At 71.1% G+C, this 25337-nt stretch carries 24 protein-coding genes and 1 riboswitch; of the genes, 16 read left to right on the top strand and 8 right to left on the bottom strand.

The window, feature by feature from the left end; translation table 11 throughout:
- Nucleotides 1–62: 62 nt before the first annotated feature.
- The 3 genes from ASD10_RS05015 to ASD10_RS05025 form a co-directional block, all read right to left on the bottom strand.
- Nucleotides 63–530, bottom strand: a complete 468-nt coding sequence (locus ASD10_RS05015; protein WP_056605551.1) for a universal stress protein — start codon at nucleotides 528–530, stop codon at nucleotides 63–65.
- A gap of 134 nt (nucleotides 531–664) precedes the next feature.
- Entirely contained in the window at nucleotides 665–850 is a 186-nt protein-coding gene (locus tag ASD10_RS05020) for a YbdD/YjiX family protein (RefSeq protein ID WP_056605553.1), read from the bottom strand.
- Nucleotides 847–3024, bottom strand: coding sequence for a carbon starvation CstA family protein (locus tag ASD10_RS05025; RefSeq protein ID WP_056605556.1), 2178 nt, complete (start codon nucleotides 3022–3024; stop codon nucleotides 847–849). The genes ASD10_RS05020 and ASD10_RS05025 overlap by 4 nt, the downstream gene beginning before the upstream one ends.
- 187 nt (nucleotides 3025–3211) lie before the next feature.
- Nucleotides 3212–3395: riboswitch (cobalamin riboswitch) on the top strand.
- 59 nt (nucleotides 3396–3454) lie between these two features.
- Between ASD10_RS05025 and ASD10_RS05030 the strand changes: the two genes are divergently transcribed.
- From ASD10_RS05030 to ASD10_RS05050, 5 genes are all read left to right on the top strand, one after another.
- Nucleotides 3455–4477 carry an ABC transporter substrate-binding protein gene (locus ASD10_RS05030; RefSeq protein WP_056605559.1) on the top strand — a complete coding sequence of 341 codons (1023 nt, stop codon included), beginning with the start codon at nucleotides 3455–3457 and terminating at the stop codon, nucleotides 4475–4477.
- Between the two features lie 168 nt (nucleotides 4478–4645).
- Nucleotides 4646–8263: a cobaltochelatase subunit CobN gene (locus ASD10_RS05035; protein ID WP_056605562.1), complete on the top strand. Its 3618-nt coding sequence runs from the start codon at nucleotides 4646–4648 to the stop codon at nucleotides 8261–8263.
- On the top strand, nucleotides 8263–9012 hold the full coding sequence (gene cobF, locus ASD10_RS05040) for a precorrin-6A synthase (deacetylating) (RefSeq protein ID WP_056605565.1): 750 nt from the start codon (nucleotides 8263–8265) through the stop codon (nucleotides 9010–9012). Before ASD10_RS05035 ends, cobF begins: the two co-directional genes overlap by 1 nt.
- A 9-nt stretch (nucleotides 9013–9021) precedes the next feature.
- Nucleotides 9022–9711 carry a hypothetical protein gene (locus ASD10_RS05045; protein ID WP_157432462.1) on the top strand — a complete coding sequence of 230 codons (690 nt, stop codon included), beginning with the start codon at nucleotides 9022–9024 and terminating at the stop codon, nucleotides 9709–9711.
- A gap of 138 nt (nucleotides 9712–9849) precedes the next feature.
- Nucleotides 9850–10056 carry a hypothetical protein gene (locus ASD10_RS05050; RefSeq protein ID WP_056605570.1) on the top strand — a complete coding sequence of 69 codons (207 nt, stop codon included), beginning with the start codon at nucleotides 9850–9852 and terminating at the stop codon, nucleotides 10054–10056.
- 253 nt (nucleotides 10057–10309) lie between these two features.
- On the opposite strand, the gene ASD10_RS05055 is transcribed toward ASD10_RS05050, so the two are convergent.
- The gene (locus ASD10_RS05055) at nucleotides 10310–10591 is read right to left on the bottom strand and encodes a helix-turn-helix domain-containing protein (protein WP_056605573.1); all 282 of its coding nucleotides are present in this window, start codon (nucleotides 10589–10591) and stop codon (nucleotides 10310–10312) included.
- Nucleotides 10588–10992, bottom strand: coding sequence for a VOC family protein (locus ASD10_RS05060; protein WP_056609895.1), 405 nt, complete (start codon nucleotides 10990–10992; stop codon nucleotides 10588–10590). Before ASD10_RS05060 ends, ASD10_RS05055 begins: the two co-directional genes overlap by 4 nt.
- 123 nt (nucleotides 10993–11115) lie before the next feature.
- On the opposite strand from ASD10_RS05060, the gene ASD10_RS05065 reads away from it, so the two are divergent.
- Nucleotides 11116–12237: an HNH endonuclease signature motif containing protein gene (locus ASD10_RS05065; RefSeq protein ID WP_056605576.1), complete on the top strand. Its 1122-nt coding sequence runs from the start codon at nucleotides 11116–11118 to the stop codon at nucleotides 12235–12237.
- On the opposite strand, the gene ASD10_RS05070 is transcribed toward ASD10_RS05065, so the two are convergent.
- Nucleotides 12222–12701, bottom strand: coding sequence for an SRPBCC family protein (locus ASD10_RS05070; RefSeq protein ID WP_056605579.1), 480 nt, complete (start codon nucleotides 12699–12701; stop codon nucleotides 12222–12224). The genes ASD10_RS05065 and ASD10_RS05070 overlap by 16 nt on opposite strands.
- 177 nt (nucleotides 12702–12878) lie before the next feature.
- Between ASD10_RS05070 and ASD10_RS05075 the strand changes: the two genes are divergently transcribed.
- From ASD10_RS05075 to ASD10_RS05110, 8 genes are all read left to right on the top strand, one after another.
- A complete protein-coding gene (locus ASD10_RS05075; RefSeq protein ID WP_162248823.1) occupies nucleotides 12879–14015 on the top strand; it encodes an efflux RND transporter periplasmic adaptor subunit in 1137 nt (378 codons plus the stop codon).
- Complete coding sequence (locus ASD10_RS05080; protein WP_056605585.1) at nucleotides 14015–14704, top strand: ABC transporter ATP-binding protein; 690 nt, start codon at nucleotides 14015–14017, stop codon at nucleotides 14702–14704. The genes ASD10_RS05075 and ASD10_RS05080 overlap by 1 nt, the downstream gene beginning before the upstream one ends.
- A complete protein-coding gene (locus tag ASD10_RS05085; protein ID WP_056605588.1) occupies nucleotides 14701–15924 on the top strand; it encodes an ABC transporter permease in 1224 nt (407 codons plus the stop codon). The genes ASD10_RS05080 and ASD10_RS05085 overlap by 4 nt, the downstream gene beginning before the upstream one ends.
- A 27-nt stretch (nucleotides 15925–15951) precedes the next feature.
- Nucleotides 15952–16758, top strand: a complete 807-nt coding sequence (locus ASD10_RS05090; RefSeq protein ID WP_056605591.1) for a hypothetical protein — start codon at nucleotides 15952–15954, stop codon at nucleotides 16756–16758.
- Nucleotides 16755–18368 carry an HlyD family efflux transporter periplasmic adaptor subunit gene (locus tag ASD10_RS05095; RefSeq protein ID WP_056605594.1) on the top strand — a complete coding sequence of 538 codons (1614 nt, stop codon included), beginning with the start codon at nucleotides 16755–16757 and terminating at the stop codon, nucleotides 18366–18368. Before ASD10_RS05090 ends, ASD10_RS05095 begins: the two co-directional genes overlap by 4 nt.
- 48 nt (nucleotides 18369–18416) lie before the next feature.
- Nucleotides 18417–18803, top strand: coding sequence for a MerR family transcriptional regulator (locus ASD10_RS05100; protein WP_056605597.1), 387 nt, complete (start codon nucleotides 18417–18419; stop codon nucleotides 18801–18803).
- Complete coding sequence (locus ASD10_RS05105; RefSeq protein WP_056605602.1) at nucleotides 18800–19786, top strand: aldo/keto reductase; 987 nt, start codon at nucleotides 18800–18802, stop codon at nucleotides 19784–19786. The genes ASD10_RS05100 and ASD10_RS05105 overlap by 4 nt, the downstream gene beginning before the upstream one ends.
- A gap of 80 nt (nucleotides 19787–19866) precedes the next feature.
- Nucleotides 19867–21324: a diguanylate cyclase gene (locus tag ASD10_RS05110; RefSeq protein WP_056605605.1), complete on the top strand. Its 1458-nt coding sequence runs from the start codon at nucleotides 19867–19869 to the stop codon at nucleotides 21322–21324.
- Here ASD10_RS05110 and ASD10_RS05115 read toward each other — a convergent pair.
- Together ASD10_RS05115 and ASD10_RS05120 are read right to left on the bottom strand one after the other, a co-directional pair.
- A complete protein-coding gene (locus ASD10_RS05115) occupies nucleotides 21309–21941 on the bottom strand; it encodes a DUF2461 domain-containing protein (protein WP_056605608.1) in 633 nt (210 codons plus the stop codon). The genes ASD10_RS05110 and ASD10_RS05115 overlap by 16 nt on opposite strands.
- A gap of 36 nt (nucleotides 21942–21977) precedes the next feature.
- Nucleotides 21978–22823 (bottom strand): helix-turn-helix transcriptional regulator, encoded by an 846-nt coding sequence (locus tag ASD10_RS05120; RefSeq protein WP_235501753.1) that lies wholly within the window; start codon nucleotides 22821–22823, stop codon nucleotides 21978–21980.
- A gap of 101 nt (nucleotides 22824–22924) precedes the next feature.
- Here ASD10_RS05120 and ASD10_RS05125 point away from each other — a divergent pair, with 101 nt between their 5' ends.
- Nucleotides 22925–23929: an aldo/keto reductase gene (locus tag ASD10_RS05125; RefSeq protein ID WP_157432463.1), complete on the top strand. Its 1005-nt coding sequence runs from the start codon at nucleotides 22925–22927 to the stop codon at nucleotides 23927–23929.
- 466 nt (nucleotides 23930–24395) lie between these two features.
- A complete protein-coding gene (locus ASD10_RS05130; RefSeq protein WP_056605614.1) occupies nucleotides 24396–25310 on the top strand; it encodes a DUF559 domain-containing protein in 915 nt (304 codons plus the stop codon).
- Nucleotides 25311–25337: the final 27 nt, after the last annotated feature.

Below are 25337 nucleotides of genomic sequence, written 5' to 3' on the forward strand. Positions count from 1 at the left end.
TCGTCCCATCGGACGTGGGCCGGTGCTCGTCACGCCCAGGGGTCGCAGGCCGGGGCGGCCCGCTACTTCTTGCGGGTGCTCTTCTTCGTGGGCTTGGCGCCGGGGCGGACGACCAGCACGGGGCACGTCGCGGTGTTGAGCACCCGGTGGGCGACCGATCCCATCAGCACGGCGGACGCCCGCGAGCTCTGGCTCGCCACGACGATCAGGCCGGCGTCCTTGGCCTTGGCGGCCTTGACGATCTCGGCGGCCGGCGAGCCGCTGCGGATCTGCTGCGTGATCCTGGGTCCCCAGTTGGCGAGCAGCTCGGCGACCTGCGCGGTCGCGGCCTGGGCCGCGGTGCGGAACGACAGCTCCTCGATGTCCTTCTGCCCGCTGTCGCTCTCGGTGGCGAACGGGACGGCGGCCAGCGGGCTGATGACCGCCAGCACGCTGACCGACGCGACCGACTCGGGATCGGAGAACGAGCGGAGGTAGCGGGCGGCGTCGAGCGACTGCTTCGATCCGTCCGTGGCGATGACGACGTGCATGGTGGTCCCCCTAGGGCCGAACAGCGGGTCGAGCGGTGGGTCGATCAGGCGAGGTCGTCAGCCCATGGTTGCGTCGACCACGGATCGCCGCAACCCCTGTCGCGTCAGCAGCACCGATCTCGACAGCACCGATCTCAGCAGCACCGGGCCATCGGCGCGTGCTCGACCTGGTCGGCCCGGTGCCGCTCGAACGCGCGCCGGCTCGCGGGCGTCACGCCGTCGCGCTCGCACGCCGCGAGGTAGTCGTCCCAGCGCGACTCGCCGCTGAACGTCCGCAGGTACCACCGCAGGCCGCGCCACCCGCGGGCGATCGCGTTCATCGTCCGCTCCGAACCGGCCGACGCTCGTCCTCCCACGCCGCGACGGCCTTCTTCTCGTCGGCCGTCGCGAAGAAGTCGGCGGGGGCGACGATCTGCGACGGCGTGTGCGGCACCTCGGTCGTGGGCAGCGAGCCGGCGCGGATCGCGCGCACCCAGATGACGGCGGCGTTCGCGACGACGATGATGACGAGGATCGCGAACACAGACTGCAGCACGCCGTTGGTCATCGAGTTGCGGATGACCGTGCCCATCTGGTCGGCGTCGGTCGCGGGGGCCAGCAGCTCGCCGGCGTCGCGGGCCTCGCGGTAGCGCGACGCCTGCGCGAAGTAGCCGAGCGCGGGGTTGTCGGAGAAGATCTTCTGCCAGCTCGCGGTCATCGTCACGACGAGGTCCCACGCGAGCGGGATGCCCGGCACCCACGCGTACTTCAGCTTGCCGTGCTTGATCAGCAGCGTGACGCACAACGTCAGGGCGATCGCCGCGAGCAGCTGGTTCGCGATGCCGAACAGCGGGAACAGCTGGTTGATGCCACCGAGCGGGTCGGTCACGCCGATGTAGAGCATGTAGCCCCACGCGCCCACCGTGATGGCGCTGGCCGACCAGGCCGCCGGACGCCACGAGACGTCGCCGTAGCGCTTCCAGACGTTGCCGATCGTGTCCTGCAGCATGAACCGTCCGACGCGCGTGCCGGCGTCGACCGCGGTCAGGATGAACAGCGCCTCGAACATGATCGCGAAGTGGTACCAGAACGCCTGCAGGTTGCCGCCGAACGCCTCGTGGAACACCTGCGACAGGCCGAACGCCAGGGTCGGCGCGCCACCGGTGCGCGAGACCAGCGTCTGCTCCTCGATCGCGGCGGCCGCGGCGCTGAGCTGGTCGGGGGTGATCGTGTAGCCCAGGGTGCCGACGAACTGCGCCGCGCCCTCGACCGTCCCGCCGGTCATGCCGGCCGGGGCGTTCATCGAGTAGTACAGGCCCTGGTCGATCACGACGGCCGCGATGAGCGCGCTGATCGCGACGAACGACTCCATCAGCATGCCGCCGTAGCCGATCATGCGGACGTGGCTCTCCTTGCTGATCATCTTGGGTGTCGTGCCCGACGCGATCAGGGCGTGGAAGCCCGACAGGGCGCCGCACGCGATCGTGATGAACACGAACGGGAAGACCTTGCCCGCGAAGACCGGTCCGTCGCCGTCGGTCGCGAAGCTCGTGACGGCATCGGCCTGCAGCACCGGCGCGGCGACGACGAGGCCGACCGCCAGCAGCGCGATGACGCCGACCTTCATGAACGTCGAGAGGTAGTCGCGGGGCGTCAGCAGCATCCACACCGGCAGGATCGACGCGATGAAGCCGTAGACCACCAGCGCGATGACGAGGTGCTCCTTCGAGATCGTCAGGGCGCTCTCGAGGCCCAGCTGCTCGACGTAGCCGCCGCCGATGATCGCCAGCAGCAGGGCGACGACGCCGATCGCGGTCGTCTCGAGCACCCGCCCCGGGCGGATGTAGCGCAGGTAGAAGCCCATGAACAGGGCGATCGGGATCGTGAGGCCGATCGAGAACACGCCCCACGCCGACTCGGCGAGCGCGTTGACGACGACCAGCGACAGCACCGCCAGGATGATGATCATGATCGCGAACACCGCGATGAGGGCCGCGGTGCCGCCGACGACGCCGATCTCCTCGCGGACCATCTGGCCGAGGCTCTTGCCGTCGCGGCGCATCGACAGGAACAGCACGACCATGTCCTGCACGGCGCCGGCCAGGATGACGCCGACGATGATCCAGATCGTGCCGGGCAGGTAGCCCATCTGGGCCGCGAGCACGGGGCCGACGAGCGGGCCGGCGCCGGCGATCGCCGCGAAGTGGTGGCCGAACAGCACGCGGCGGTCGGTCACCTCGTAGTCGACGCCGTTCTCGAGGCGCTCGGCCGGCGTGGCGCGGGTGTCGTCGAGCTCGAGCACCTTCTTGGCGATGAACCGCGAGTAGAAGCGGTACGCGATCGCGTACGACGAGAGCGCCGCGAACAGGATCCAGAGGGCCGAGACGTCCTCGCCGCGCGACAGCGCGAGGACGGCCCAGCACGTCGCGCCGACGAGGGCGACGACGCTCCAGATCGCGATGCTGCGGACGCGGTTGCCACCGCGGTGGTCTGGCCGGGTCTGGGTGGTGGTCATGGTGGGCTCCCCGTCGGTCGTCAAGGGGCCCGGGTCGCGGGCCGTCTCTCACCAGACCACATCGGCGACCTGCGTCGCCACCCGCGCGCGACGAGCGGTCGGTCCGGGCCGACGAGCGGTCGGCCAGTCGGCGGCAGGTCGATCCAGTGCTGTGACGAGAACCATGTGGTGATCGATCGACACGCGCTGCTAGGTTCCGGGTGCCAGTCAACTCAGCGATGAGCCAGGGAACCCGGTGAGACTCCGGGACTGACGCGCAGCGGTGAGGGTGACGGGCGGAGCACGAGGCCACTGGACCGGAGACGGTCCGGGAAGGCGCGCCGTCCGGTCGATCCCGAGTCCGAAGACCTGCTGGCCGCCGACCGTCCGGTCGACGTCAACCGCCCACGGGGCCTCGCGCACGGGCCCCCGGACCCCCGAGAGGGACCCCATGTCGTCACCCCGTCCTGCCCGCCGCCTGTCCACCGTCGCGGCGGGTCTCCTCGTCCTGCTCCCGCTCGCCGCCTGCGGCTCGTCGTCGTCCGACGGCGAGGCCGGCCGCGACGCGTCCGACCCTGCCGTCAGCGTCACGAACTGCGGACGGAAGGTCGCGCTCGACCGTCCCGCGCAGCGTGCGGTGTCGGTCAACCAGCCCGCCACCGAGCTGCTGCTGACGCTCGGGCTCCGTGACCGCATCGTCGGCGCCGGGCTCGGCGACACCAACGTCCTGCCGGGCCTGAAGGACGATCTCAAGGGCCTCGACCTGTTCTCGCAGGAGTTCCCGTCGTTCGAGGACGTCCTCGCGACCGAGCCGGACCTCGTCTACGCGACGTTCGACTACACGTTCACCGACGAGGGCATCGCCGACCGCCAGCGGTTCACCGACCTCGGCATCGACGTCTACCAGTCGCCCAGCGAGTGCGCCGGCCAGGAAGCCACCCACACCGAGGCCCTGACGCTCGACGACCAGTACGCCGAGATCCGCGACGTCGCGACGCTGTTCGGGGTCGAGGGTCGAGGCGAGGCCCTGGTCGCCGACCTGGAGAAGCGTGCCGCGACCGCGACGGACGGTCTCGACGCCGGCGGGGTCTCGACCGCCTGGTGGTACTCCTCGACCAAGACGCCGTACTTCGCCGGCTGCTGCGGTGCGCCCGGCATCATGACGCGCGCCGTCGGCGCGCAGAACGCCTTCGACGACCTCGACCAGCTGTGGCCCGAGGTCAGCTGGGAGTCGGTCGTCGACCGCGACCCCGACGTCTTCGTGCTGGCCGACCTGACCCGCGGCTCGGAGGGCGACACCGCGGCCGCCAAGATCGCGTTCCTGGAGTCGAACCCGGCCACCAAGAACCTCACGGCCGTCAGGAACAAGCGCTACATCATCCTGCCCGGCACCACGATGGACCCGTCGATCCGCAACGTCGACGGCATCGAGGAGGTCGCCCAGGGGATCCGCGCGCTGGGCCTCGGCTCCTGAGCGGACGACCCTCGGCCCTCGGCCCGGTAGGCTGACGGCACTTCCACGGCGCAGGAATCCGGTGCGAGTCCGGAGCGGTTCCGCCACTGTGTGTCTTCCCAGGAAGACCCAGCCAGACACTCGACGTGGAGCAACCCACCAGACGGGGCGAGAACCCCGAGGAGGAACATGACGCGCATCGCGCTGCTGTCCACGTCCGACACCGACCTGCTGTCGGCCCGGGCGTCGGGAGCCGACTACCTGTACGCCAACCCGTCCCGGCCGAACCACACCGAGATGGCCGAGGCGCTCGAGAAGGCCGACCTGATCGTCGCCCGCATCCTCGGCTCGCCGCAGGACCTGTGCTCGGGCTTCTGGCGCATCCGCGACATCGGCAAGCCGATCGTCGTGCTCGGCGGCGAGCAGACCCCGAGCGCCGAGCTCATGGAGCAGTCGACCGTCCCGATCGGCGTCGCGGCCGATGCGCACGTCTACCTCGCCGAGGGCGGCCCGGCCAACCTCGCGCAGCTGCACGCCTTCCTGTCCGACACGGTCCTGCTGACGGGCGAGGGCTTCGAGCCGCCGGCGGTGCTCCCCGAGTGGGGAGTGGCTCCCCGACTCGGTGAAGCCGCGACGGTCCAGGACGGGTCGACAGAACGGACCTCACCCCTGCCGCGCATCGGCGTGCTGTACTACCGGGCGCACGAGGCGTCCGGCAACAGCGGCTTCGCGCACTCCCTGGCCAACTCGATCGACGCGACCGGCGAGGCCGTCGGCGTCCCGATCTTCAGCTCGTCGCTGCGCGCCGCCCCCGACGAGCTGTTCGCCGAGCTCGCGACCCTCGACGCCCTGATCGTCACGGTGCTCGCGGCCGGCGGCACCAAGCCCGGCACCGTCAGCGCCGGCGGCGACGACGAGTCGTGGGACGTCGAGCGCATGAAGGCCCTCGACATCCCGATCCTGCAGGGCCTGTGCCTGACGTCGAGCCGCGAGGACTGGGAGGCGTCCGACGACGGCGTGACGCCGCTCGACTCGGCCAACCAGATCGCGATCCCCGAGTTCGACGGTCGCATCATCACCGCCCCGTTCTCGTTCAAGGAGATCGACGAGGACGGCCTGCCCCGCTACGTCGCGCACGACGAGCGCAGCGCCCGCGTCGCCGGCATCGCGATCGCCCACGCGCGGCTGCGCCACCTGCCGGCCGCCGACAAGAAGATCGTGCTGATGCTGTCGGCGTACCCGACCAAGCACAGCCGCGTCGGCAACGCCGTCGGCCTCGACACCCCCGCCTCGACGATCCGCCTTCTGCGCGCGATGCGCGACGCGGGCTACGACCTCGGCGCCCCCGGCGAGGTCCCCGGGCTCGAGATGGACGACCTGACCGAGGCCGGCGACGCGCTGATCCACGCGCTGATCGCCGCCGGCGGCCAGGACGAGGAGTGGCTCACGCAGGTGCAGCTGACCGAGAGCCACGTGCGCATCCCCGCCGCGCAGTACGCCGAGTGGTTCGAGAACTTCCACCCCGACCTGCGCGACGCGATGCTCGAGGCGTGGGGTCCCGCGCCCGGCAAGCTGTTCGTCAACGACGAGCAGGAAATCGTGCTCGCGACGATCCGCGCCGGCAACGTCATCCTGATGATCCAGCCGCCCCGCGGCTACGGCGAGAACCCCGTCGCGATCTACCACGACCCCGACATGGCGCCTTCGCACCACTACCTCGCGGCGTACCGCTGGGTCGAGGAGTCCTTCGGTGCTCACGCCGTCGTCCACCTCGGCAAGCACGGCTCGATGGAGTGGCTGCCGGGCAAGAACGCGGCGCTTTCGGCGGCGTGCGGCACCGACGCCGCGATCGGCAACCTGCCCCTGATCTACCCGTTCCTCGTCAACGACCCGGGTGAGGGCGCGCAGGCCAAGCGCCGCGCGCACGCCACGATCGTCGACCACCTGATCCCGCCGATGGCGCGCGCCGAGAGCTACGGCGACATCGCCAAGCTCGAGCAGCTGCTCGACGAGTACGCCAACATCGCTGCGATGGACCCCGCCAAGCTGCCCGCGATCCGCTCGCAGATCTGGACGCACATGCGGGCCGCCGAGATGCACCGCGACCTCGGCCTCGACGAGATCCCCGACGAGGCCGACTTCGACGACTTCATCTTCAACGTCGACGGCTGGCTGTGTGAGATCAAGGACGCGCAGATCCGCGACGGCCTGCACGTCCTCGGGCAGGCGCCCGCGGGGGAGGCGCGGGTCAACCTCGTGCTGTCGATCCTGCGTGCCAGCCAGATCTGGGGCGGCGAGACCGGAGCCGTCCCGGGCCTGCGCTCCGCGCTCGGGCTCAAGGAGGGCGACGGCCACCTCGGTGCGATCGACGAGATCGAGGAGCAGGCCCGCGCCCTCGTGATCGGCATGGAGGAGGCCGGCTGGGACGCCTCGGTGGCCCGCACGCTGACCGACGTCCCCGACGTGGTCCGCGTGCTCGAGTTCGCGGCGACCGAGGTCGTCCCGCGTCTGGCGAAGACCACCGACGAGCTCGACCACGTGCTGCACGCCCTCGACGGCGGCTTCATCCCGGCCGGGCCGTCGGGCTCGCCCCTGCGCGGACTCGTCAACGTCCTGCCGACGGGTCGCAACTTCTACACCGTCGACCCCAAGGCCGTCCCGTCGCGCCTCGCGTGGGAGACCGGACGCTCGATGGCCGACTCGCTGATCGAGCGGCACCTGCACGACACGGGGGAGTACCCGCGATCGGTGGGCCTGTCGGTCTGGGGAACGTCGGCGATGCGGACGTCCGGCGACGACATCGCCGAGGTGCTGGCGCTGATCGGCGTCGAGCCCGAGTGGGACCCGGCCTCGCGCCGCGTCAACGGCCTGCGCATCGTCCCGCTCGACGAGCTGGGGCGCCCGCGCATCGACGTCACGGTGCGCATCTCGGGCTTCTTCCGCGACGCGTTCCCGCACGTCATCTCGATCCTCGACGACGCGATCCGCCAGGTCGCCGAGCTCGACGAGCCGGACGACCGTAATTACGTCCGGGCGCACGCGCAGCGCGACCTCGCCGAGCACGGCGACGAGCGACGCTCGACGACCCGCATCTTCGGCTCGAAGCCCGGCTCGTACGGCGCGGGCATCCTGCAGGTCATCGAGGCCGGCAACTGGAAGAACGACGACGACCTCGCCGAGGTCTACACGGCATGGGGCGGCTTCGCCTACGGCCGCGACCTCGACGGGGCCCCGGCGGCCGACGACATGCGCGCCAACTACCGGCGCATCGCGGTGGCGGCCAAGAACATCGACACCCGCGAGCACGACATCGCCGACTCCGACGACTACTTCCAGTACCACGGCGGCATGGTCGCGACGGTGCGCGCGCTGACGGGCAACGATCCCAAGGCGTACGTCGGCGACTCGACGTCGCCCGACGCCGTCCGCACCCGCACGCTGCAGGAGGAGACCACCCGGGTGTTCCGCGCCCGCGTCGTCAACCCGCGCTGGATCGGCGCGATGCAGCGCCACGGCTACAAGGGCGCCTTCGAGCTCGCGGCGACGGTCGACTACCTGTTCGGCTTCGACGCCACGACGGGCGTCGTGCACGACTGGATGTACGAGACGCTCGCGAAGGAGTACGTCCTCGACGAGACCAACCAGCAGTTCATGAAGACGTCGAACCCGTGGGCGCTGCGCGGCATCATCGAGCGGCTCAACGAGGCCGTCGACCGCGACCTGTGGGCCGAGCCCGACGCCGACGTGCTGGCCGCGATGCAGCAGGTCTACCTCGACGTCGAGGGTGACCTGGAGGACCGCGGCTGATGCGTCGGATCAGGATCATCGGCATCGGTGCCGGTCACCCCGACCAGGTGACGATCGAGGCCGTCCGGGCGCTGCGCTCGGTCGACTACTTCATCACCGCCGACAAGGCCGACAAGCCCGGGGGAGACCAGCTGCTGGCCGCCCGGCAGGCGCTGCTCGAGCGGCACCTCGACGACATCCCGCCCGTCGTCGCGGTGCGCGACCCCGAGCGCGACCGCGACCCGGACGACTACGACCAGGCCGTCGTCGACTGGCACGACGCCCGCGCCGAGGCGTACGAGCAGGCGATCCTCGAGCACGGCGACGGCGACGTCGGCTTCCTGGTGTGGGGCGATCCCGCGTTCTACGACTCGACGATCCGCATTGTCGAGAAGGTGCTGGCCCGCGGACGCGTCGAGGCCGAGTGGGACGTCATCCCGGGCATCTCGAGCCTGCAGCTGCTGGCCGCGCGGCACCGCATCGTGCTGCACGACATCGGCCAGCCGATCGTCGTCACGACGGGCCGCCGCCTGCGCGAGGCGCTCGCCTCGGGTGCCGAGAACATCCTCGTGATGCTCAACTCGACGATCGACCTCGAGGGCTTCGAGGAGTGGACGATCTGGTGGGGCGCCAACCTCGGCACCCCCGACGAGCGCCTCGTCGCCGGCCGCGTCACCGAGGTCGCCGTCGACGTCCTGACGACGCGCATCGAGGTCAAGACCACCGTCGGCTGGATCATGGACGTCTACCTGCTCCGCAAGAAGCCCTGACGGCCCACGATGTTCTTCCGTCGCAAGCGGCGCGAACAACCACCACGCGTCGTGACGTTCCGTCCGTCGCGCGCCAGCCAGCAGCAGGAGGACACGCGGCTCCGGTTCATCGCGGTCGTTCCCTCGCTGGGGCTGGTCGGCGGCATCACCGCCGGGGTGGTGTCTGCCGACGACCGCCGGTCGGCGCTGCTGGTGTACGGCGGCCTGCTCGTCGTGGCGGGCCTCATCGCCGTGCCGATCGTCGTGGTGCTGTTGGCGCGCAACAGGAGGCTGCTCGCCAACAGCTCGATCACGGTGACGCCCGAGACGGTGACGTATGTCGACCGTCGGGCCAGGCCGACCACGTTCGACCGCAGTGACCCCACGCTGACGTCGTTCCTGACGTGGGTCGAGCCGACCGCGCTCCCGTACGGGGGTGTGATCCCGCCGAAGACGCAGCAGCTGTTCATCGCCGACAGCACGCAGCAGGTCCGAGTGGCCGGGAGCGACTGGGAGACGGACGACCTCGTGTCCGTGACGGCGGCTGCGAACGGTCACGTCGCTGACGGCGTCAGCACAGCGCGCCAGGTGAACGAGGCGATACCCGGTGCCATGAGCTTCCGCGAGGTGCGTCCCTTGACGTTCGCGCTGGCGGTGGGCTTCGGCTCCGTGGCCGTCGTCGCGATGGTGATCGTCCTGGTTGCGTTCGTGCTCGGCTGACCGCGGCGCGTTCCCGGTCGCCCCCTTGGTGGGGTGAACCAAGCGCACCGCTCGCGGTGCGACGCATCGAGCCGGCGGCGGTGGCACCAGCTGTCCGGAACAGGTGTCGACGCCCGCGCCTGGCCCTAGGTTGGTCGCGTGACCAATTTTCAGGGTGTGTTCGATCAGGTGATGCTGCTCCCGAGGGTGACCAGCATCGAGGACCCGTTCAATGATCTGATGGTGCTGCTGCCGCTCTGGTTCCCAGCGGTTCTGATCGGCTTGGCGATCCAGTGGTTCGTCGTCCGGTCGGCTGTCCTCGCGGCGTTGCGGATCCATGACCGCAGCTCACCGCGCAACGACTGATCCCCGCGGCACGCGACGGAGCGTCGACCGCGGTCGAGGGTGCATGATCGATGGGTGAATCCCGACGCTTCGCACTAGTTGCGGATTGCTCGACCCACACCTGACATCGCCCGCGCACGCATGTTCTGGGTCGACGCTCTCGGCATGGCCGAGCTCTGGGCCAGGGACGCCGACGCCCACGGCCCGTTCGCCGTGGCGCGACAGCCGGGGTTCTCTCAGACATCCCAGGTGCGATGACTCGGGACGGATGCCTTCAGGGCTGCTCGGTACCCCAGCGGGCGAGGGCGGCGATGGCGTCGTGCAGGGCGAGGCCCCGGTCGGTCAGGGCGTAGGCGCGGGTGTTGTGGCGGAGGGGCAGTCGAGTCAGGACGCCGGCGGCCTCGAGCTCGCGGAGGCGGGTGGCGAGCATGTTGGTGGGCACGCCGAGATCGCGCTGCAGGTCGCCGTAGCGCTGCGGGCCCTCGAGCAGCCTCTCGACGATGAGCAGGGCCCATCGCGATCCGACGACGTCGAGCGCCGCGGCGAGACCGGTCACGCGGTCGGGTGGGTGTCCGGCTTCATCCAGAACGGCGAGTAGTGGTAGCCGTCCGGGTCGTCGAACTGGCGCTGGTACATGAAGGGGTAGTCGTCGATGTCGCCGTTGCGCCCGCCGGCGGCCACGGCTCGTTCGACGAGCTCGTCGACGGCCTCGCGGCTGCCGAGGTCGAACGAGACGGTGACCTTCGACGGGGTGTCGGGCCCGCCGATCAGGTCGTCGGTCCCTCCGACACTGGCGTACATCTCGCGGCTGCCGAGCATGACGTACTGCTCGGGCGCGATCGAGAAGCACGACACGTTGTGGTCGGACATCTCGGCGTTGAGGGTCCAGCCGAGTGCCGTGTAGAAGGCAGTGGCGCGGTCGACGCTGTCGACGGGGCACGTGATGAAGAGGCTCATGACGTCCACACTTGCAAAATGCAAGTGGTTCGTCAAGACCTCCGATGTGATGACGTAAAGAGTTGTTCACACCCTCTGATTGCAGCGCAAAAGGGTGTCGGTGGTGACCTCTAGGTTGGATGTATGGCCACCACCTCAGCAGTCTCGACCGACGTCCTGACCGACGTCGTTCGTGAGCGGGCGCGTGCCGAGGCGCGTGAGGTCGTGGCGATGCTCGACTACCGCGACGCCGAGCTGGAGCGGATCGCCGCGTCGGACGAGTCGCCCATGAGGCGGCACGTCGAGCGCGGGTCCGTCGCGCTGACGATCGGTGAGGCCTCCGGCATGAGCGAGGGTCAGGTGCAGTACCGGCTCTCGTTCGCCGGCACCGTCCGCGACCAGTCGCCCACCACGTGGGACGCGTTCCTGGACGGTCGTGTCGACCTGGCGCGGGTGCGTGAGATCGGCAGCGCGATCGACCAGCTCAAGCGGGCCGACTCGGTGCACCGTCTCGACAAGCGGGTCGTCGGCTACGCCGAGACCCACACGGTCGCCGAGCTGCGGACGTGGTTGAAGGCGTTCGTCCGCCGGGTCGAGGCTGATCTGGCCGTCGAGCGCGCCGAGGACGAGCGCACCAAGCGGTACGTGTCGGTCAAGCACGGCGACGATTCGATGGGATGGCTCAGCGCCTACCTGCCCTCGCACGAGCTCGCGGCGATCGAAGACCGCTACCGCAAGGCCGCCCGCCGCATCACCGACCCCGAGGACGAGCGCACGATCGCGCAGCGCGAGGCCGACCTGCTGGTTGCCTGGTGCACCGAGTCCGACGCGTCGACGTCGGCCATCGACGCCAACATCGCCGTCACCGTGGGCGCGGACGTGCTGGCCGGCTTCACTCCTGGTTTCGCGGAGTCAGCCGACGGGCGCTGGGGCGTCCCGGCCGCTTGGATCGCCGCCGTCGTCGGCTCCGGCAGCACCTTCTGGCACCGCATCGTGGTCGACCCCGTCGATGACGACGTCCTGGCACACGAGTACATCGGCCGATTGGCGCCCGACATCCTCAAGATCGCGTTGCAGTTCCTCCACGGAACGTGCCAAGGCCCCGGGTGCATGGTCCCGGCCAAGTTCTGCGACTACGACCACCGCATCCCGTTCCCCGAAGGCCCGACCACCGGAGACAACCTCGGGCCGTTGTGTCGAAGACACCACGGCTACAAGGGCCACGGCCTGCTGCACTGGACCACCAGGGCTCAGCCGCGCGGATAACCTCGCCTGACCGTCCGGTCGAGGATCCCGAGCGTGCCGCTGAGCGCCGTCTCCGACACGACCGGGAAGACGCCGCTCTCCCGCGCCCGCTCGGTGATGTCCGACCAGTCGTAGAACGACGTCACCCGCGTGCCGCCGTCGACCGGCTTGAGGCGGTAGCCGTAGACGTGACCCATGCCGGGCCGCACCCGGCCCAGGATCGTCCACGAGATCAGCCGGTCGGGCTCGAAGTCCTCGATCGTGACCGTGACGTCGTACTTGCCGTAGTCGGGGATGTCGTTCAGCGACTCGCGGTCCATGTGGACGACGAACGTGTCGCCCGCCGCCGTCACGCGCTCGCCATCGGCGTCCTGCAGCATGCCGGTCGCATCGATCGCGACATGGCCCTGCGGGTCGGTCAGCACCGCGAACACGTCGGCGGCGGGGGCGGGGATGAAGCGGTCGGTCTCGATGCGGTCGGCCATGACCCGATCGTGCCAGCCGGCCGAAGGGGTCGCAGCGCGAGACGGCTTGACAGGCCGATGACAGGTTCGGGCCAGCCCCGGCATGGCGGACGCCACCACGCTCTCCCTGTGTCCACCAGATCCCACGCCCCACGCCTCGCGTCCCGGCTACGACCTCGCTCTCGTCGGCAGTACCTCGTGGCGGCCGTCGCCGTCGTCCTCGTGATCGGCGCGGCCGGCTACTGGTTCCTCGGTCGCGCCGACAGCGCAGAGACCGCGACGACCGTCTCCGAGGTCACGACCGGCACGTTCAAGCAGACCGTCAGCGGCTCCGGCACCCTCGAGCCGGCCCAGCAGGCCGATCTCGAGTTCGCCGTCTCCGGCCGCGTCACCGCCGTCGAGGTCGGGGCCGGCGACACGGTCACGAAGGGTGACGTGCTGGCCAGGCTCGACACCGTCTCGCTCGAAGCCTCCCTCGCCGCGGCCGAGGCCCAGGAGGAGGCGGCGGAGACCACGGTCGCCAACGACGGCAGCGAGACCAGCACGCAGCGCGCGGCCAACGAGGCGGGTCTCGCCAGCGCTCGCGCGGACGTCGCGCAGGCCCGGGACGATCTCGACGCCGCGACGCTCACGGCGACCTTCAGCGGGACCGTCGCGAGCGTCAGCGTCGCCGTCGGTGACCAGGCGGGTGGCTCGTCCGGGGCGGTCCCGGGCGCGACCGGCACGACGACCACCACGACCTCGACCGCCGCGGTCACGCTCGTGAAGCCGAAGACCTTCGTCGTGGACGTCGACGTGTCCGCCGCGGACGTCACCGACGTCGAGGAGGGCCTGCAGGCCGAGATCACCCCCGCCGACGCGACCGAGGCGATCTTCGGGACGGTCAAGGACGTCGGCAAGGTCGCCGAGACCAGCACGTCCGGCACCGCGACCTTCCCCGTCACCGTCTCGGTGACCGGCAAGCAGGAAGGGCTGTACGCCGGCACGTCGGCGGACGTCTCGATCGTCGTCAAGCAGATCGCCGACGTGCTGACGGTCCCGAGCCAGGCGCTCACGACGACCGGCGGCAAGACGTACGTGACGAAGGTCGACGGTTCGACGACGAAGAAGACCGCCGTGACGGTCGGCGAGACCTACGGGGCGTCGACCGAGATCACCAAGGGGCTCGCGGCGGGCGACAAGGTCGAGATCGCGGCCGTCGGTCGGTCACGCGCACCCGGCGGAGCGGGCGGCACCGGTGGTGCAGGCGGCTTCCCGGGTGGGGGCTCGCCGCCCAGCGGCGGCTTCCCAAGCGGCGGACAGCCCCCGGCGGGCTTCCCGGGCGGGGGCTCGTGATGGGCGACCCGATCATCGAGCTCTCCCAGGTCTGGAAGTCGTACGAGACGGGCGCGGTCAGCGTCCACGCCCTGCGCGGCATCGACGCGCGGATCGACGAGGGCGAGTACCTGGCGGTCATCGGTCCGTCCGGCTCCGGCAAGTCGACGCTCATGAACATCCTCGGCTGCCTCGACGTGCCGACGAGCGGCGAGTACCACCTCGCCGGCCAGGACGTCTCGACGATGACCGAGGTCGAGCTCGCCGAGGTGCGCAACCGTCGCATCGGCTTCGTGTTCCAGCAGTTCAACCTGCTCGCGAGCATGACGGCGTGGCGCAACGTCGAGCTGCCGCTGGTGTACGCGGGCGTCCCCCGCGCCGAGCGCAAGGAGCGCGCCATCGCGGCGCTGACGAGGGTGGGTCTGGGCGAACGGGCCGACCACAAGCCGGGCGAGCTCTCCGGCGGCCAGCAGCAGCGTGTCGCGGTCGCCCGGGCGCTCGTGACCGAGCCGGCGATGATCCTGGCCGACGAGCCGACCGGCAACCTCGACTCCGAGTCGACGACCGACGTGCTCGAGCTGTTCGACGAGCTCTCGCAGCTGGGTCGCACGATCGTCCTGATCACGCACGAGTACGACGTCGCCGACCGGGCCGGACGTCAGCTCGTTGTGCGCGACGGGCAGATCGCCTCGCCGATCGGCGCAGCATGAACTGGCCGGAGACCTTCCGCACCGGCGCGGAGGCCGTGCGGGCGCACCGCATGCGATCGATCCTGACGATGCTCGGCATCATCATCGGCGTCTCGTCGGTGATCCTGACCGTCGGGCTGGGGCAGGGCGCGCAGGACGAGGTCAGCTCGCAGATCGACGCGCTGGGCAGCAACCTGCTGGTCGTCTCGCCCGGCAGCACGACGTCCACGACCGGCATCCGTGGCGGCTTCGGCTCCGCCTCGACCCTGACCCTGTCGGACGCCGACGCGATCGACGACGAGGACGTCGTGCCGGACGTCGCCCGGGTCGCCCCCGTCACCTCGACCTCGGCGTCGCTGGTCAACGGCACGACGAACTGGACGACGACCCTGGTCGGCTCGACCGTCGACTGGCTCGACGTCCGGTCGCGTGACCTGTCGGCGGGACGGTTCTACACCGCGGCCGAGGTCGCGTCGAGCGCGCCGGTCGTCGTGCTGGGCGCCGACACCGCCGGCGAGCTCTTCACCGGAAGCGCGGTCGGACAGACCGTGACGGTCAACGGCTCGGCGCTGACGGTCATCGGCGTGCTCGAGACGTCTGGCGCGTCGTCGTCCGACAGCAGCGAGGACGACACGGCCGTCACCCCGCTCGGGACCGCCGCCTCCGTCTCGGGGACGACCGGCACCTCCGTCTCGTCGATCTACGTCGAGGGCGCCTCCGAGGGCACCCTCGGCGCGGCGTACCAGGAGATCAACGCGCTGCTGCTCAACCTCCACGGCGTCGACGCCACGGAGGCCGACTTCACGATCACGAGCCAGGAGGCGCTGATCGACACCGCCAACTCGACGAACCGGACCCTGACGGTGCTGCTCGCGGGGGTCGCCGGCATCTCGCTGCTCGTGGGAGGCATCGGAGTCATGAACATCATGCTGGTGTCGGTGACCGAGCGGATCCGCGAGATCGGCCTGCGCAAGGCGCTGGGCGCGACCCCCGGCTCGATCGGCCGGCAGTTCCTCGTCGAGGCCTCGATGCTCGGGCTCGCCGGTGGCGTCATCGGGGTGATCATCGCGGTCGTCGGCGCCGCGGTGCTGCCGGGGCTGATCGACCAGCCGGTGTCGCTGTCGCTGCTCGCGACCGTCGGCGCCCTCCTCACGTCCCTCGCGCTCGGGGTCGGCTTCGGGGTCTATCCCGCCAGCCGCGCCGCGCGCCTCACCCCCATCCAGGCCCTCCGCAGTGAATGACCAGCCCCGAACCCCTCAGGAGTCACCATGAAGCGCATCATCAGCACGTCCGTCCTCTGCCTGGCCGTCGGCCTCGTCGCCTCCGGCTGTGGCGGATCCGACGGTGACGCCGCGGCGAGCGGCAGCCAGGCGCAGGCGCAGGGTCAGGCGCCCGGCGGTGGACGCGGGCCCGGGGGATCGGGCGAGGTCGCCGAGGTCTCGGGCTCCACGGCCCAGGTCACGGGCCAGGACGCCCAGGTCGCGGTCAGCTGGACCGACAGCACGACGTTCACGCAGCAGGTCTCGGCCTCGTCCTCCGACGTCACGGTCGGCTCGTGCGTCATGGTGACGTCGGCTGCAGACGGCGCCGGGTCCACCGATGCCGTCGCCGCGTCGACGGTCCAGATCACCGAGAAGACCGACGGCTCGTGCTCCGTGATGGGCGCTGGGGGAGGGCCCGGCGGCGGCGAGCGTCCGACGGACATGCCCTCCGAAATGCCCACCGACATGCCGACCGACGGAGCGGGCGGACGCGGCGGGCCCGGCGGTGGGTTCGCCGTCGGCGAGGTGACGGCGGTGTCCGACACCGGCTTCACGGTGTCGTCGCAGCTGCCGGGTGCCGACGGCTCCACGGCGAGCCCGACCACGGTGACGGTCACGACGTCCGGCGACACCACCTACTCGACGACCGCCGATGCGTCCGCGAAGGACGTGACGGTCGGGGTGTGCGTCACGAGCCGCGGTGAGGCCGACGACACCGGTGCCATCACGGCCGAGAGCATCGCGATCACCCAGCCGGTCGACGGCGCGTGTGCCATGGGGTTCGGCGGCGGACGTCCGGCGGACGCCTCGTGAGACGGCGCAGGCTCGCGGCAGCGGCGATCGCCGGCGTCGTCCTGGTCGGTGGCGGAAGTGTCGCGTACGCCCAGACGCAGAGCGGTGCGGGCTCGTACCGCACGGCGACCGTGACCACCGGCGACGTCGACGAGACCATGGGGCTCTCGGGCATCATCACGGCATCGGATCGCCAGGACCTGTCGTTCGGGGCCGGCGGCACCGTCGAGAAGGTCTCCGTCGAGGCCGGTGACGTCGTCCGGTCCGGCAGCACCCTCGCGACGCTCGACTCCACCGACCTCGAGACCGCGGTCACGAAGGCCGAGGCGACCCTGGCGAAGGCCAAGGCCCAGCTCGAGACCGACGAGGCGAGTCAGGCGTCGACCGTCACGGACTCCGAGACGCCGACCGCGGCGACACCCGCGAAGTCGACGCCTGCGAAGTCCACGCCCACCTCATCCACCCCGACGCGGTCGCCGGCGCTCGAGGAGGCGCTGGCCAAGCTCGCGACGCAGCAGACCGACCTCACCTCGGCCCAGTCGGCCGCGACCGAGGCGATCAGCGCCTCCAAGAGCGCGCTCGCCGCACAGATCGAGGCGTGCAAGGCCGCCGAGACCGAGGAGCCGACGCCCGCCGACGGCGAGGACGAGGGCGAGGCGACGGGTCTGTCGCGGGGGTGCTCCGACGCGCTCGACGCGGTCCAGGCCGCGCAGGACGTCGTGGCCGACCAGCAGGACACGCTGCAGACGGCGCTCGAGGCGCTGTCGACGACCCTGACCGCCGCGGTCGAGGCCGTGGGCGAGTCGTCCTCGACGCGGTCGACGCCTTCGACCCCGTCGGCGCCCGACGACGCTGACGCGACTCCTACGACTCCTACGACGCCCACGACGCCATCGACATCCGGCTCCACTCCGTCCGGCAGCGCGAGCGGGCCGACCGTCACGGCGGCGACCCTGGCGCAGGACCAGGCGTCGATCGACACGGCCGAGGCGCAGCTGACCGAGGCCGAGCGCCAGCTGAAGTCGGCCGAGCTCACCGCCCCGTTCGCGGGCGAGATCCTGTCGGTGTCGGTGGTCGAGGGCGATGTCGTCGCCGACAGCGACGTCGTCATCGTCATCAAGGGCGACGGCGCCACGACCGTCACCACGACGGTGACCCTCGACCAGATCCAGGACGTCACGGTCGGCCAGACGGCGTCGGTCACGCCTGCGGGCGCGGTCGAGGCGACGGGCGGGACGGTGTCGTCGATCGCGCTGCTGCCCGACGCGAGCTCCGGCACGTCGACCTATCCCGTCACGATCGAGCTCGCCGAACCGGTCGCGGCCCCCGAGGGCTCGACCGCCTCGATCTCGGTGGTCACCGGTCGGGCCGAGTCCGTCCTGACGGTGCCGTCGTCGGCGGTGTCGACGACGATCCGGACGACGGTCAGCGTGCTGGTCGACGGCCGGCCGGTCGTCACCCCCGTCACCGTGGGCGTCGTCGGGGCGACCCGCACGGAGATCACCGACGGGCTCACGAGGGGCCAGGAGATCGTCCTGGCCGATCTCGACGCGGACCTCCCCTCGGGTGACTCGACCACGACGAGCCTCACGGGTGGCGGCTTCCCGCGCGGCCCGGGTGGTCGCGGCTGACCCGTCTCGACTTGTGCTGGAGCGCGCTCCAGGGGTCATGCTGAAGACATGACCTTGACCGACGTGCCCGCCGAGGGCCTGACGATCAGTGCCGCCGCCGAGGCGAGCGGGCTGAGCGTCGACACGCTGCGCTACTACGAGAAGGAGGGCCTGACCCTCCACCGTCCCGGACGGTCGTCGTCGGGCCAGCGCCGGTACACCCGCGAGAACGTGGCCTGGCTCGGGACGCTCGTGATGCTGCGCCGCACCGGCATGCCGATCCGCGACATCAAGAAGTTCGTCGAGCTGTACCGCGTCGACGGGAGCGAGGCCGATCGCCTCGCGATCCTCGAGGCGCACCGCGTGCACGTGCTCGAGGAGCTGGCCGAGGTGCAGACGCACCTGACCGCCATCAACCGCAAGATCGACTACTACAAGGAGCAGGTGCTGCGATGAAGACCACCACATGGGGAAGCCAGGGCCTCGAGGCCAGCGTCGAGGGACTCGGCGCGATGGGCATGTCCGCGTTCTACGGTGCGCGTGACGACGACGAGTCGGCCGCGACGCTGCACCGCGCGCTCGACCTGGGCGTCAGCCTGATCGACACCGCCGAGATGTACGGACCGTTCATCAACGAGCAGCTCATCGGCCGGACGATCGGCAGCCGCAGCGGTGAGTACGCGCTGGCGACCAAGACCGGCGTCGAGATAACCGACGACGGCGAGCGGAAGGGCACCAACGGCTCCCCGGAGTACCTGCGCACGGCCCTCGAGCGGTCGCTGCGCCACCTGGGCCGCGACACGATCGACCTGTACTACATCCACCGCGTCGACCCGGACGTCCCGATCGAGGAGACGTTCGGCGCGATGGGCGAGTTCGTCGCGGAGGGCAAGGTCCGCTACCTCGGCATCTCCGAGGCGGCGCCCGAGACGATCCGCCGCGCGCACGCGACGCACCCGCTGACCGCGGTGCAGACCGAGTACTCGCTGTTCGAGCGCGCGCCCGAGGTCAACGGGGTGCTCGACACGACCCGTGAGCTCGGCATCGCGTTCGTCGCGTACTCGCCGCTCGGGCGGGGCCTGCTGACCGGGGCGATCGCCTCGACCGACGAGCTCGACGCGGACGACTTCCGGCGCAGCAACCCGCGCTGGTCGGACGAGAACATCGCCGCCAACCTCGCGGTCGTCGAGGCGGTGCGCTCGCTGGCCGAGGCCAAGGGCGCGACACCCGGCCAGCTGGCACTCGCCTGGGTGCTGCACCAGCAGGGCGTCGTCGCGATCCCCGGCACCAAGCGCCGCACGTACCTCGAGGAGAACGTGGCCGCCGCCGACATCGAGCTCTCGGCGTCCGATCTCGCCTCGCTCGACGAGGTCGCGCCGGTGGGCGTCGCGGCCGGTGAGCGCTACCCGGAGGCGGGCCTCAAGGCCGTCCACCTCTGACGTCCCGAAGGTCGGGATTCGCCGCGCAGCCGTGGCTCGCTCGCGATAGCGTGAGCGCTCCACGGCAGCGAGGTGTGCACATGGGCTTCGTGTCCAAGCCGGTCCTCTCCCTGAGGACCGTCGAGGGTCTGGTCGACCTGGCCCGGTCGCTCGCCTCGACGACCGATCTGCAGGCCGTCCTCGACGCCGTGTGCCGAGCCCTGGTCGACGTCGCGGACTTCGGATCGGCCGCGATCAACCTGGTCACCGACTCCGGCGACCTCAAGGTCGTGGCCGTGGCGGGCCCTCCCGAGGTGGGCGAGGCGTTGCTCGGTCTCGAGGCCCCGCGCCACCAGTGGGACGCCGAGTTCGCCGCCTCGGTGCCGCACCACGGCCTGCTGCTGAGCAAGGAGTCGGGCGAGAGCTCGGTGGCCGGGAGCTGGACGTCCGACGACACGGAGTGGTTCGACCGCACGGCCGGAGACCCCCGCGCCTGGAAGCCCGACTACGCGCTGTTCGTGCCGATGTCGGACTCGGCCGGCGAGATGATCGGGGTCGTCAGCGTCGACATGCCCCGGTCGGGTCTGGTGCCCGAGCTGGCCCAGGCCTCGACGGTCGAGATCGTGGCCAGGCAGGCCGAGACCGCCATCGCGGCCGCGCGCACGCTGGCGCGGACCGCGCTCAACGAGCGCATCTACCGCCTGGCCTTCGACACGGCCGCGACGCTGACGGCGATCGCGGAGGTCGGCGGGGCGTTCGTCGACGCCAACCGGGCCTTCCGCGAGGCGCTGCCGGACGTCACCGACGCCGCAGCGTTCGACCGTGCCGTCACGGTCCACGACGGCGGGCGCGGCATGTGCGACGCCCTCGACGGGGTGTTCGGCAGGGGTGTTCCCGCCGTGACGTTCGTGGCCGAGACGGGCCGCGGCGTCGACGCGCGGTGGTTCCGCGTCACGGTGCGCGGCATCGGTGGCGTCGCCTCGGCTCCCGAGCGGGCCGTGTGCACGATCGTCGACATCTCGTTCGAGCGCCGTGAGCAGATGAGGCACCGCCGCGACGCCGAGCACGACCCGCTGACGGGGCTGCTGAACCGCCGCGGCGCGCGAGGTGCGATGGACGCGCTGCTGGCGCGCGTCGGGCCGGACGCGGTGGTGGCGGTCCTGGCCTGCGACCTCGACGGCTTCAAGGCCGTCAACGACCGGTTCGGCCACCACGTCGGCGACGAGGTGCTGATGCAGACCGCGCAGCGCATCCGGAGCGCCCAGTCCGACGACGCCGTGGCGATCCGGCTCGGCGGCGACGAGTTCCTCGTCATCACCGAGTGCGCGAGCCACGAGGGCGCCGAGGCGGCGGCCGAGGCGCTCGTCGAGGCCATGCGCTGCGGCGTCGTCGTCGACGAGCAGGTCGTGCCGGTGACGATCAGCGTCGGCCTGGCCACCGCGCAGTCGGCGACGATCGACGGTCTCAGCGGTCTGATGGACGCCGCCGACCGGGCGCTGTACGACGCCAAGGCGGCGGGCCGGACACGGTGGGCCGTGTCGTCTCAGGCCCTGGCGTAGCGCAGCACCCACTCCACGAACGGCGTCGCCTCGCGCCAGTCGGCGCGCACCCGGTCGAGCAGCTCGGGGGTGTGGATGACCGGCTCGAAGCCGTACGCCTTGCCGAGCGTCATCGACTTGTGCCGCAGCAGCTCGATGCGCGGGTGGTCGGCGGAGTAGCCGCGGGGTGCGGTCTTGAGGCGGTCGCCGCCGAGCTCCCAACCGGCACCGGCCAGGGCGGCCAGGACCTCCTCGAGCTCGGCGCCCCGCCGCTGGTCGACGATCGCCTCGCGGACGCTCGCGAGCCGGGGGCCCGACGCCTCGTAGAACCCCACGCCGACCCGGACGCCGGGCGCCCCGACCTGCACGTAGTAGCCCGTCGAGGGCCCCTTCGCGACGAAGGCGCCCTGGTGGGTCTTGTAGGGCGTCTTGTCCTTCGAGAAGCGGACGTCGCGGTACGGGCGGAAGATCTTGGCGTCGCCGAACTCGTCGGCCAGCGCGGCCGTCAGCGCCTTCATGGGCGCGGCGACGGCGGTCGCGTGGACGTCGCGGTGCGCCTCCCAGAACGTCTTGGTGTTGTCCATCTCGAGGTCGTCGTAGAAGTCGAGCGCCGCCTCGGGGAATCCGGTGAACGTCACCGACCCACCATAGGCGCGGCGGCCGCGAGGGTGCGCTCAGACCTCCAGGGTCTGCTCGCCGAGCACCCGCAGCAGCTGGAGCTTGCCGTGGGCGTCGGTGCCGGGCGCCGCGCCGAGGATGATGAGGCGCTGGCCGTCCTCGTCGGTCGCGAGGGTCTCGCAGTCGACGGTCAGCTCGCCGATCCGCGGGTGGACGAAGCGCTTGTGCTGCAGGTGCTTGACCCCGACCTCGTGCCGCTCCCAGATCTGCGCGAACTCCGGGCTGTCGGCGACCAGCGCGTCCACGAGCGACCGGACGTCGGCGTCACCGTGCCGGCGCGACCAGGTGGCCCGCAGGTCGGCGACGCGGACGCGGCTGTGCTCGGGTCGGTCCTCGGCGACGATGCCGTCCTGCGCACCGGGCTCGGTGAACCAGGTGTAGGTCGAGCTGGCCCGCAGGCCCGTGCGCCCGGAGTGGTCGCCCTGCAGCAGCACCGACAGCCGGTTCTGCGCCAGCACCTCGTCGAGGTCGGAGCACACGAACGCGGCGCAGTCCTCCAGCTGGTCGAGCACGTGCAGCAGCACGGGCCGCACGTGGCGCGACGACCCGGTGCGGTCGGGAGCGGGGTGGCCGGCGAGCCGGTGCAGGTGGTCGGTCTCGTCGCGGCTCAGCCGCAGGGTGCGCGCCAGGGCCTGCAGCATCTGGGTGGACGGCTGCGGGCTGCGGGCCTGCTCGAGCCGGGCGTAGTAGTCGACCGACATGCCCGTGAGGTGCGCGATCTCCTCGCGGCGCAGGCCCGGCGCGCGGCGTCGGGGGCCGGCCGTCAGACCGACGTCGGACGGCTGGAGTGCGTCCCTGCGACGGGTGAGGAAGTCGGCGAGCGCGGCGCGGTCCATGGGCATGCGTCCATCATGGCTCGCGTCGCGCCCCGGAGGCAGGGACCGCGAGTCCGTGGTTGAGCGCTCCTCTCCCGTTCGTGGCCCGCGAGGCGCACCGTGGAGGCATGACCACATCGACACTGCGCACCAAGACCCTCGGAACCCTCGGCGGGACGCCGGCCATCGGCCTCGGCCTGATGGGGATGTCCGCCCTCTACGGCCCGGCCGACCGCGACGAGAGCATCGCGACGATCCACGCGGCGCTCGACGCCGGCGTCACGCTGCTCGACACCGGCGACTTCTACGCCATGGGCCACAACGAGCTGCTGCTGCGCGAGGCGCTGCAGGGACGCGACCGCGACGCCGTCACGATCAGCGTCAAGTACGGCGCGCAGCGCGGCCCGGACGGTTCGTGGCTCGGCGCCGACACCAGCCCGGCGGCGACCAAGACGTCGCTGGCCTACTCGCTGGAGCGGCTGGGCGTCGACCACGTCGACGTCTACCGTCCGGCACGCCTCGACCCCAGGGTCCCGATCGAGGAGACCGTCGGCGCCCTCTCCGAGCTGGTCGAGGCCGGGTACGTCCGTCACATCGGGCTCTCGGAGGTCGGCGCCGAGACGATCCGCCGGGCGCACGCGGTGCACCCGATCAGCGACCTGCAGATCGAGTACTCGCTGATCTCGCGGGGCGTCGAGGGTGACATCCTCGACACGTGCCGCGAGCTCGGCATCGGCATCACGGCGTACGGCGTCCTGTCGCGCGGCCTGATCAGCGGGCACTACGACGCGGCGACGAAGGGTGCCGGCGACTTCCGCTCGCACACGCCGCGGTTCCAGGGCGAGAACCTCGACCGGAACCTCGCGCTGGTCGAGGCGCTGCGGACGGTCGCGGACGCCGCGGGCATCACGGTCGCCCAGGCCGCGATCGCCTGGGTGGCGTCGCGCGGCGACGACGTCGTCCCCGTCGTCGGCGCCCGCACCCGGGAACGGCTGACCGAGAGCCTCAGCGCCGCGGACGTCTCGCTCACCGCCGAGCAGCTGGCCGACATCGAGGCGGCCATGCCGACGGACCAGGTGGCCGGCACCCGCTACGCGAGCGAGCAGATGGCGATGCTCGACAGCGAGCGCTAGGGCCCGGCCGGCGGCCGGCCGCATCCACCTCCAAGATGTGGGCACCTTCTGTCGGTTCTGCAAGGAGAAACCGACAGAAGGTGCCCACATCTCTGTCAGGTGCCCAGGTTCATCAGTTGAGCGAGAATCTCAGCCGCCTCGTGCTCGTCGTTGCCGAGGATCAGTCCGGGCATTGCCGCAACGAGTGCGTCTCGAAAGCTCTCAAAGGTCATGGGGTCTCCTGCGTGTTGTCGTTGAACCCACTGAAGGGCGAACCGCTGACACCCCGGGCGGCGGACGCGAGCGCCCACACGCGGGGTGCCGGAGCGCCGTCAAGATGTGGGCACGTCCGGTCGGTTTTGCACGGAGAACCTGACCAGACGTGCCCACATGGTGCGATGTCCACGCCGTGCGGCCGAGACGTGCGTGTCCACAGGGGTGACCTCGGGCCTGGTGGGGGCGTCTGTTGCGGCGGGAAGGTCGAGAGGTGCTCGACACCTCGCGACCCTTCACCGTCCAGCAGGCTGCGCACGCGGGGCTGTCTCCGGGTCGGCTGCGCGCGTCCCGGTACCGCCGGCTGTTCCGCGGGGTGTACGAGGAAGCCTCGCGTCCACTCGATCTGCACGTCTGGCTGACGGCGGCGCTGCTGGTGCTGCCGGCCGACGCGGTCGTCAGTCACACCACGGCGATGCGCCTGTACGGCCTGACGCTCGACGACGGTTGGCCGCTGCACGTCTCGACGTCGACCTCGACCCACAGTCGACTCGCCGGGATCGTGACCCACCGGCGACGTGGCGCCCTGCGTCCGGTCGTGCTGGACGGACTCCCCGTGACCGGGGCGGACAGGACGCTGGTCGACATCGCGACGAAGGTGCGATTGGTGCCGCTCGTCCAGGCGATCGAGCACATGATCCACCGCGGTCACACGACGCCCGAGAACCTGCTCCGGTACGCGATGGACCGCCACCTGGACGGGGTGCGTCGTGTCCGTCGGGTCATGGCGCTGGTCCGCGAGAACGTCGAGTCGCCTCTCGAGACGACGGTGCGGCTGATGATCGTCTTCGCGCGCCTGCCCGAGCCCTCGTGCAACGTCGACATCCTCGACGAGTCTGGCGCTCTTCTGGCGCGGGGCGACCTGGTCTACGCGAGGTGGAAGGTGCTGGTCGAGTACGACGGCTGGCACCACGAGCGGGACGCGCGGCAACGGCAGCGCGACCGGGAGCGACGCGAGGAGCTCGAAGCGTCGGGGTGGCGTCTGATCGTGGTCACCTCAGCCGATCTGCGGGACAAGCGTGAGGTCGTCCGCCGTGTGCATCGAGCCATCTCGGCCCGCGGCTACGACGGCCGGGACCCGCACTTCTCCGTGATGTGGGACCGGCTCTTCGCCGGGAAGCTGGTGTGAGGGATCTCGCAGGGGGTTGTCCGGAGG

This window comes from Aeromicrobium sp. Root472D3, from assembly GCF_001426485.1.
Lineage (GTDB): Bacteria > Actinomycetota > Actinomycetes > Propionibacteriales > Nocardioidaceae > Aeromicrobium.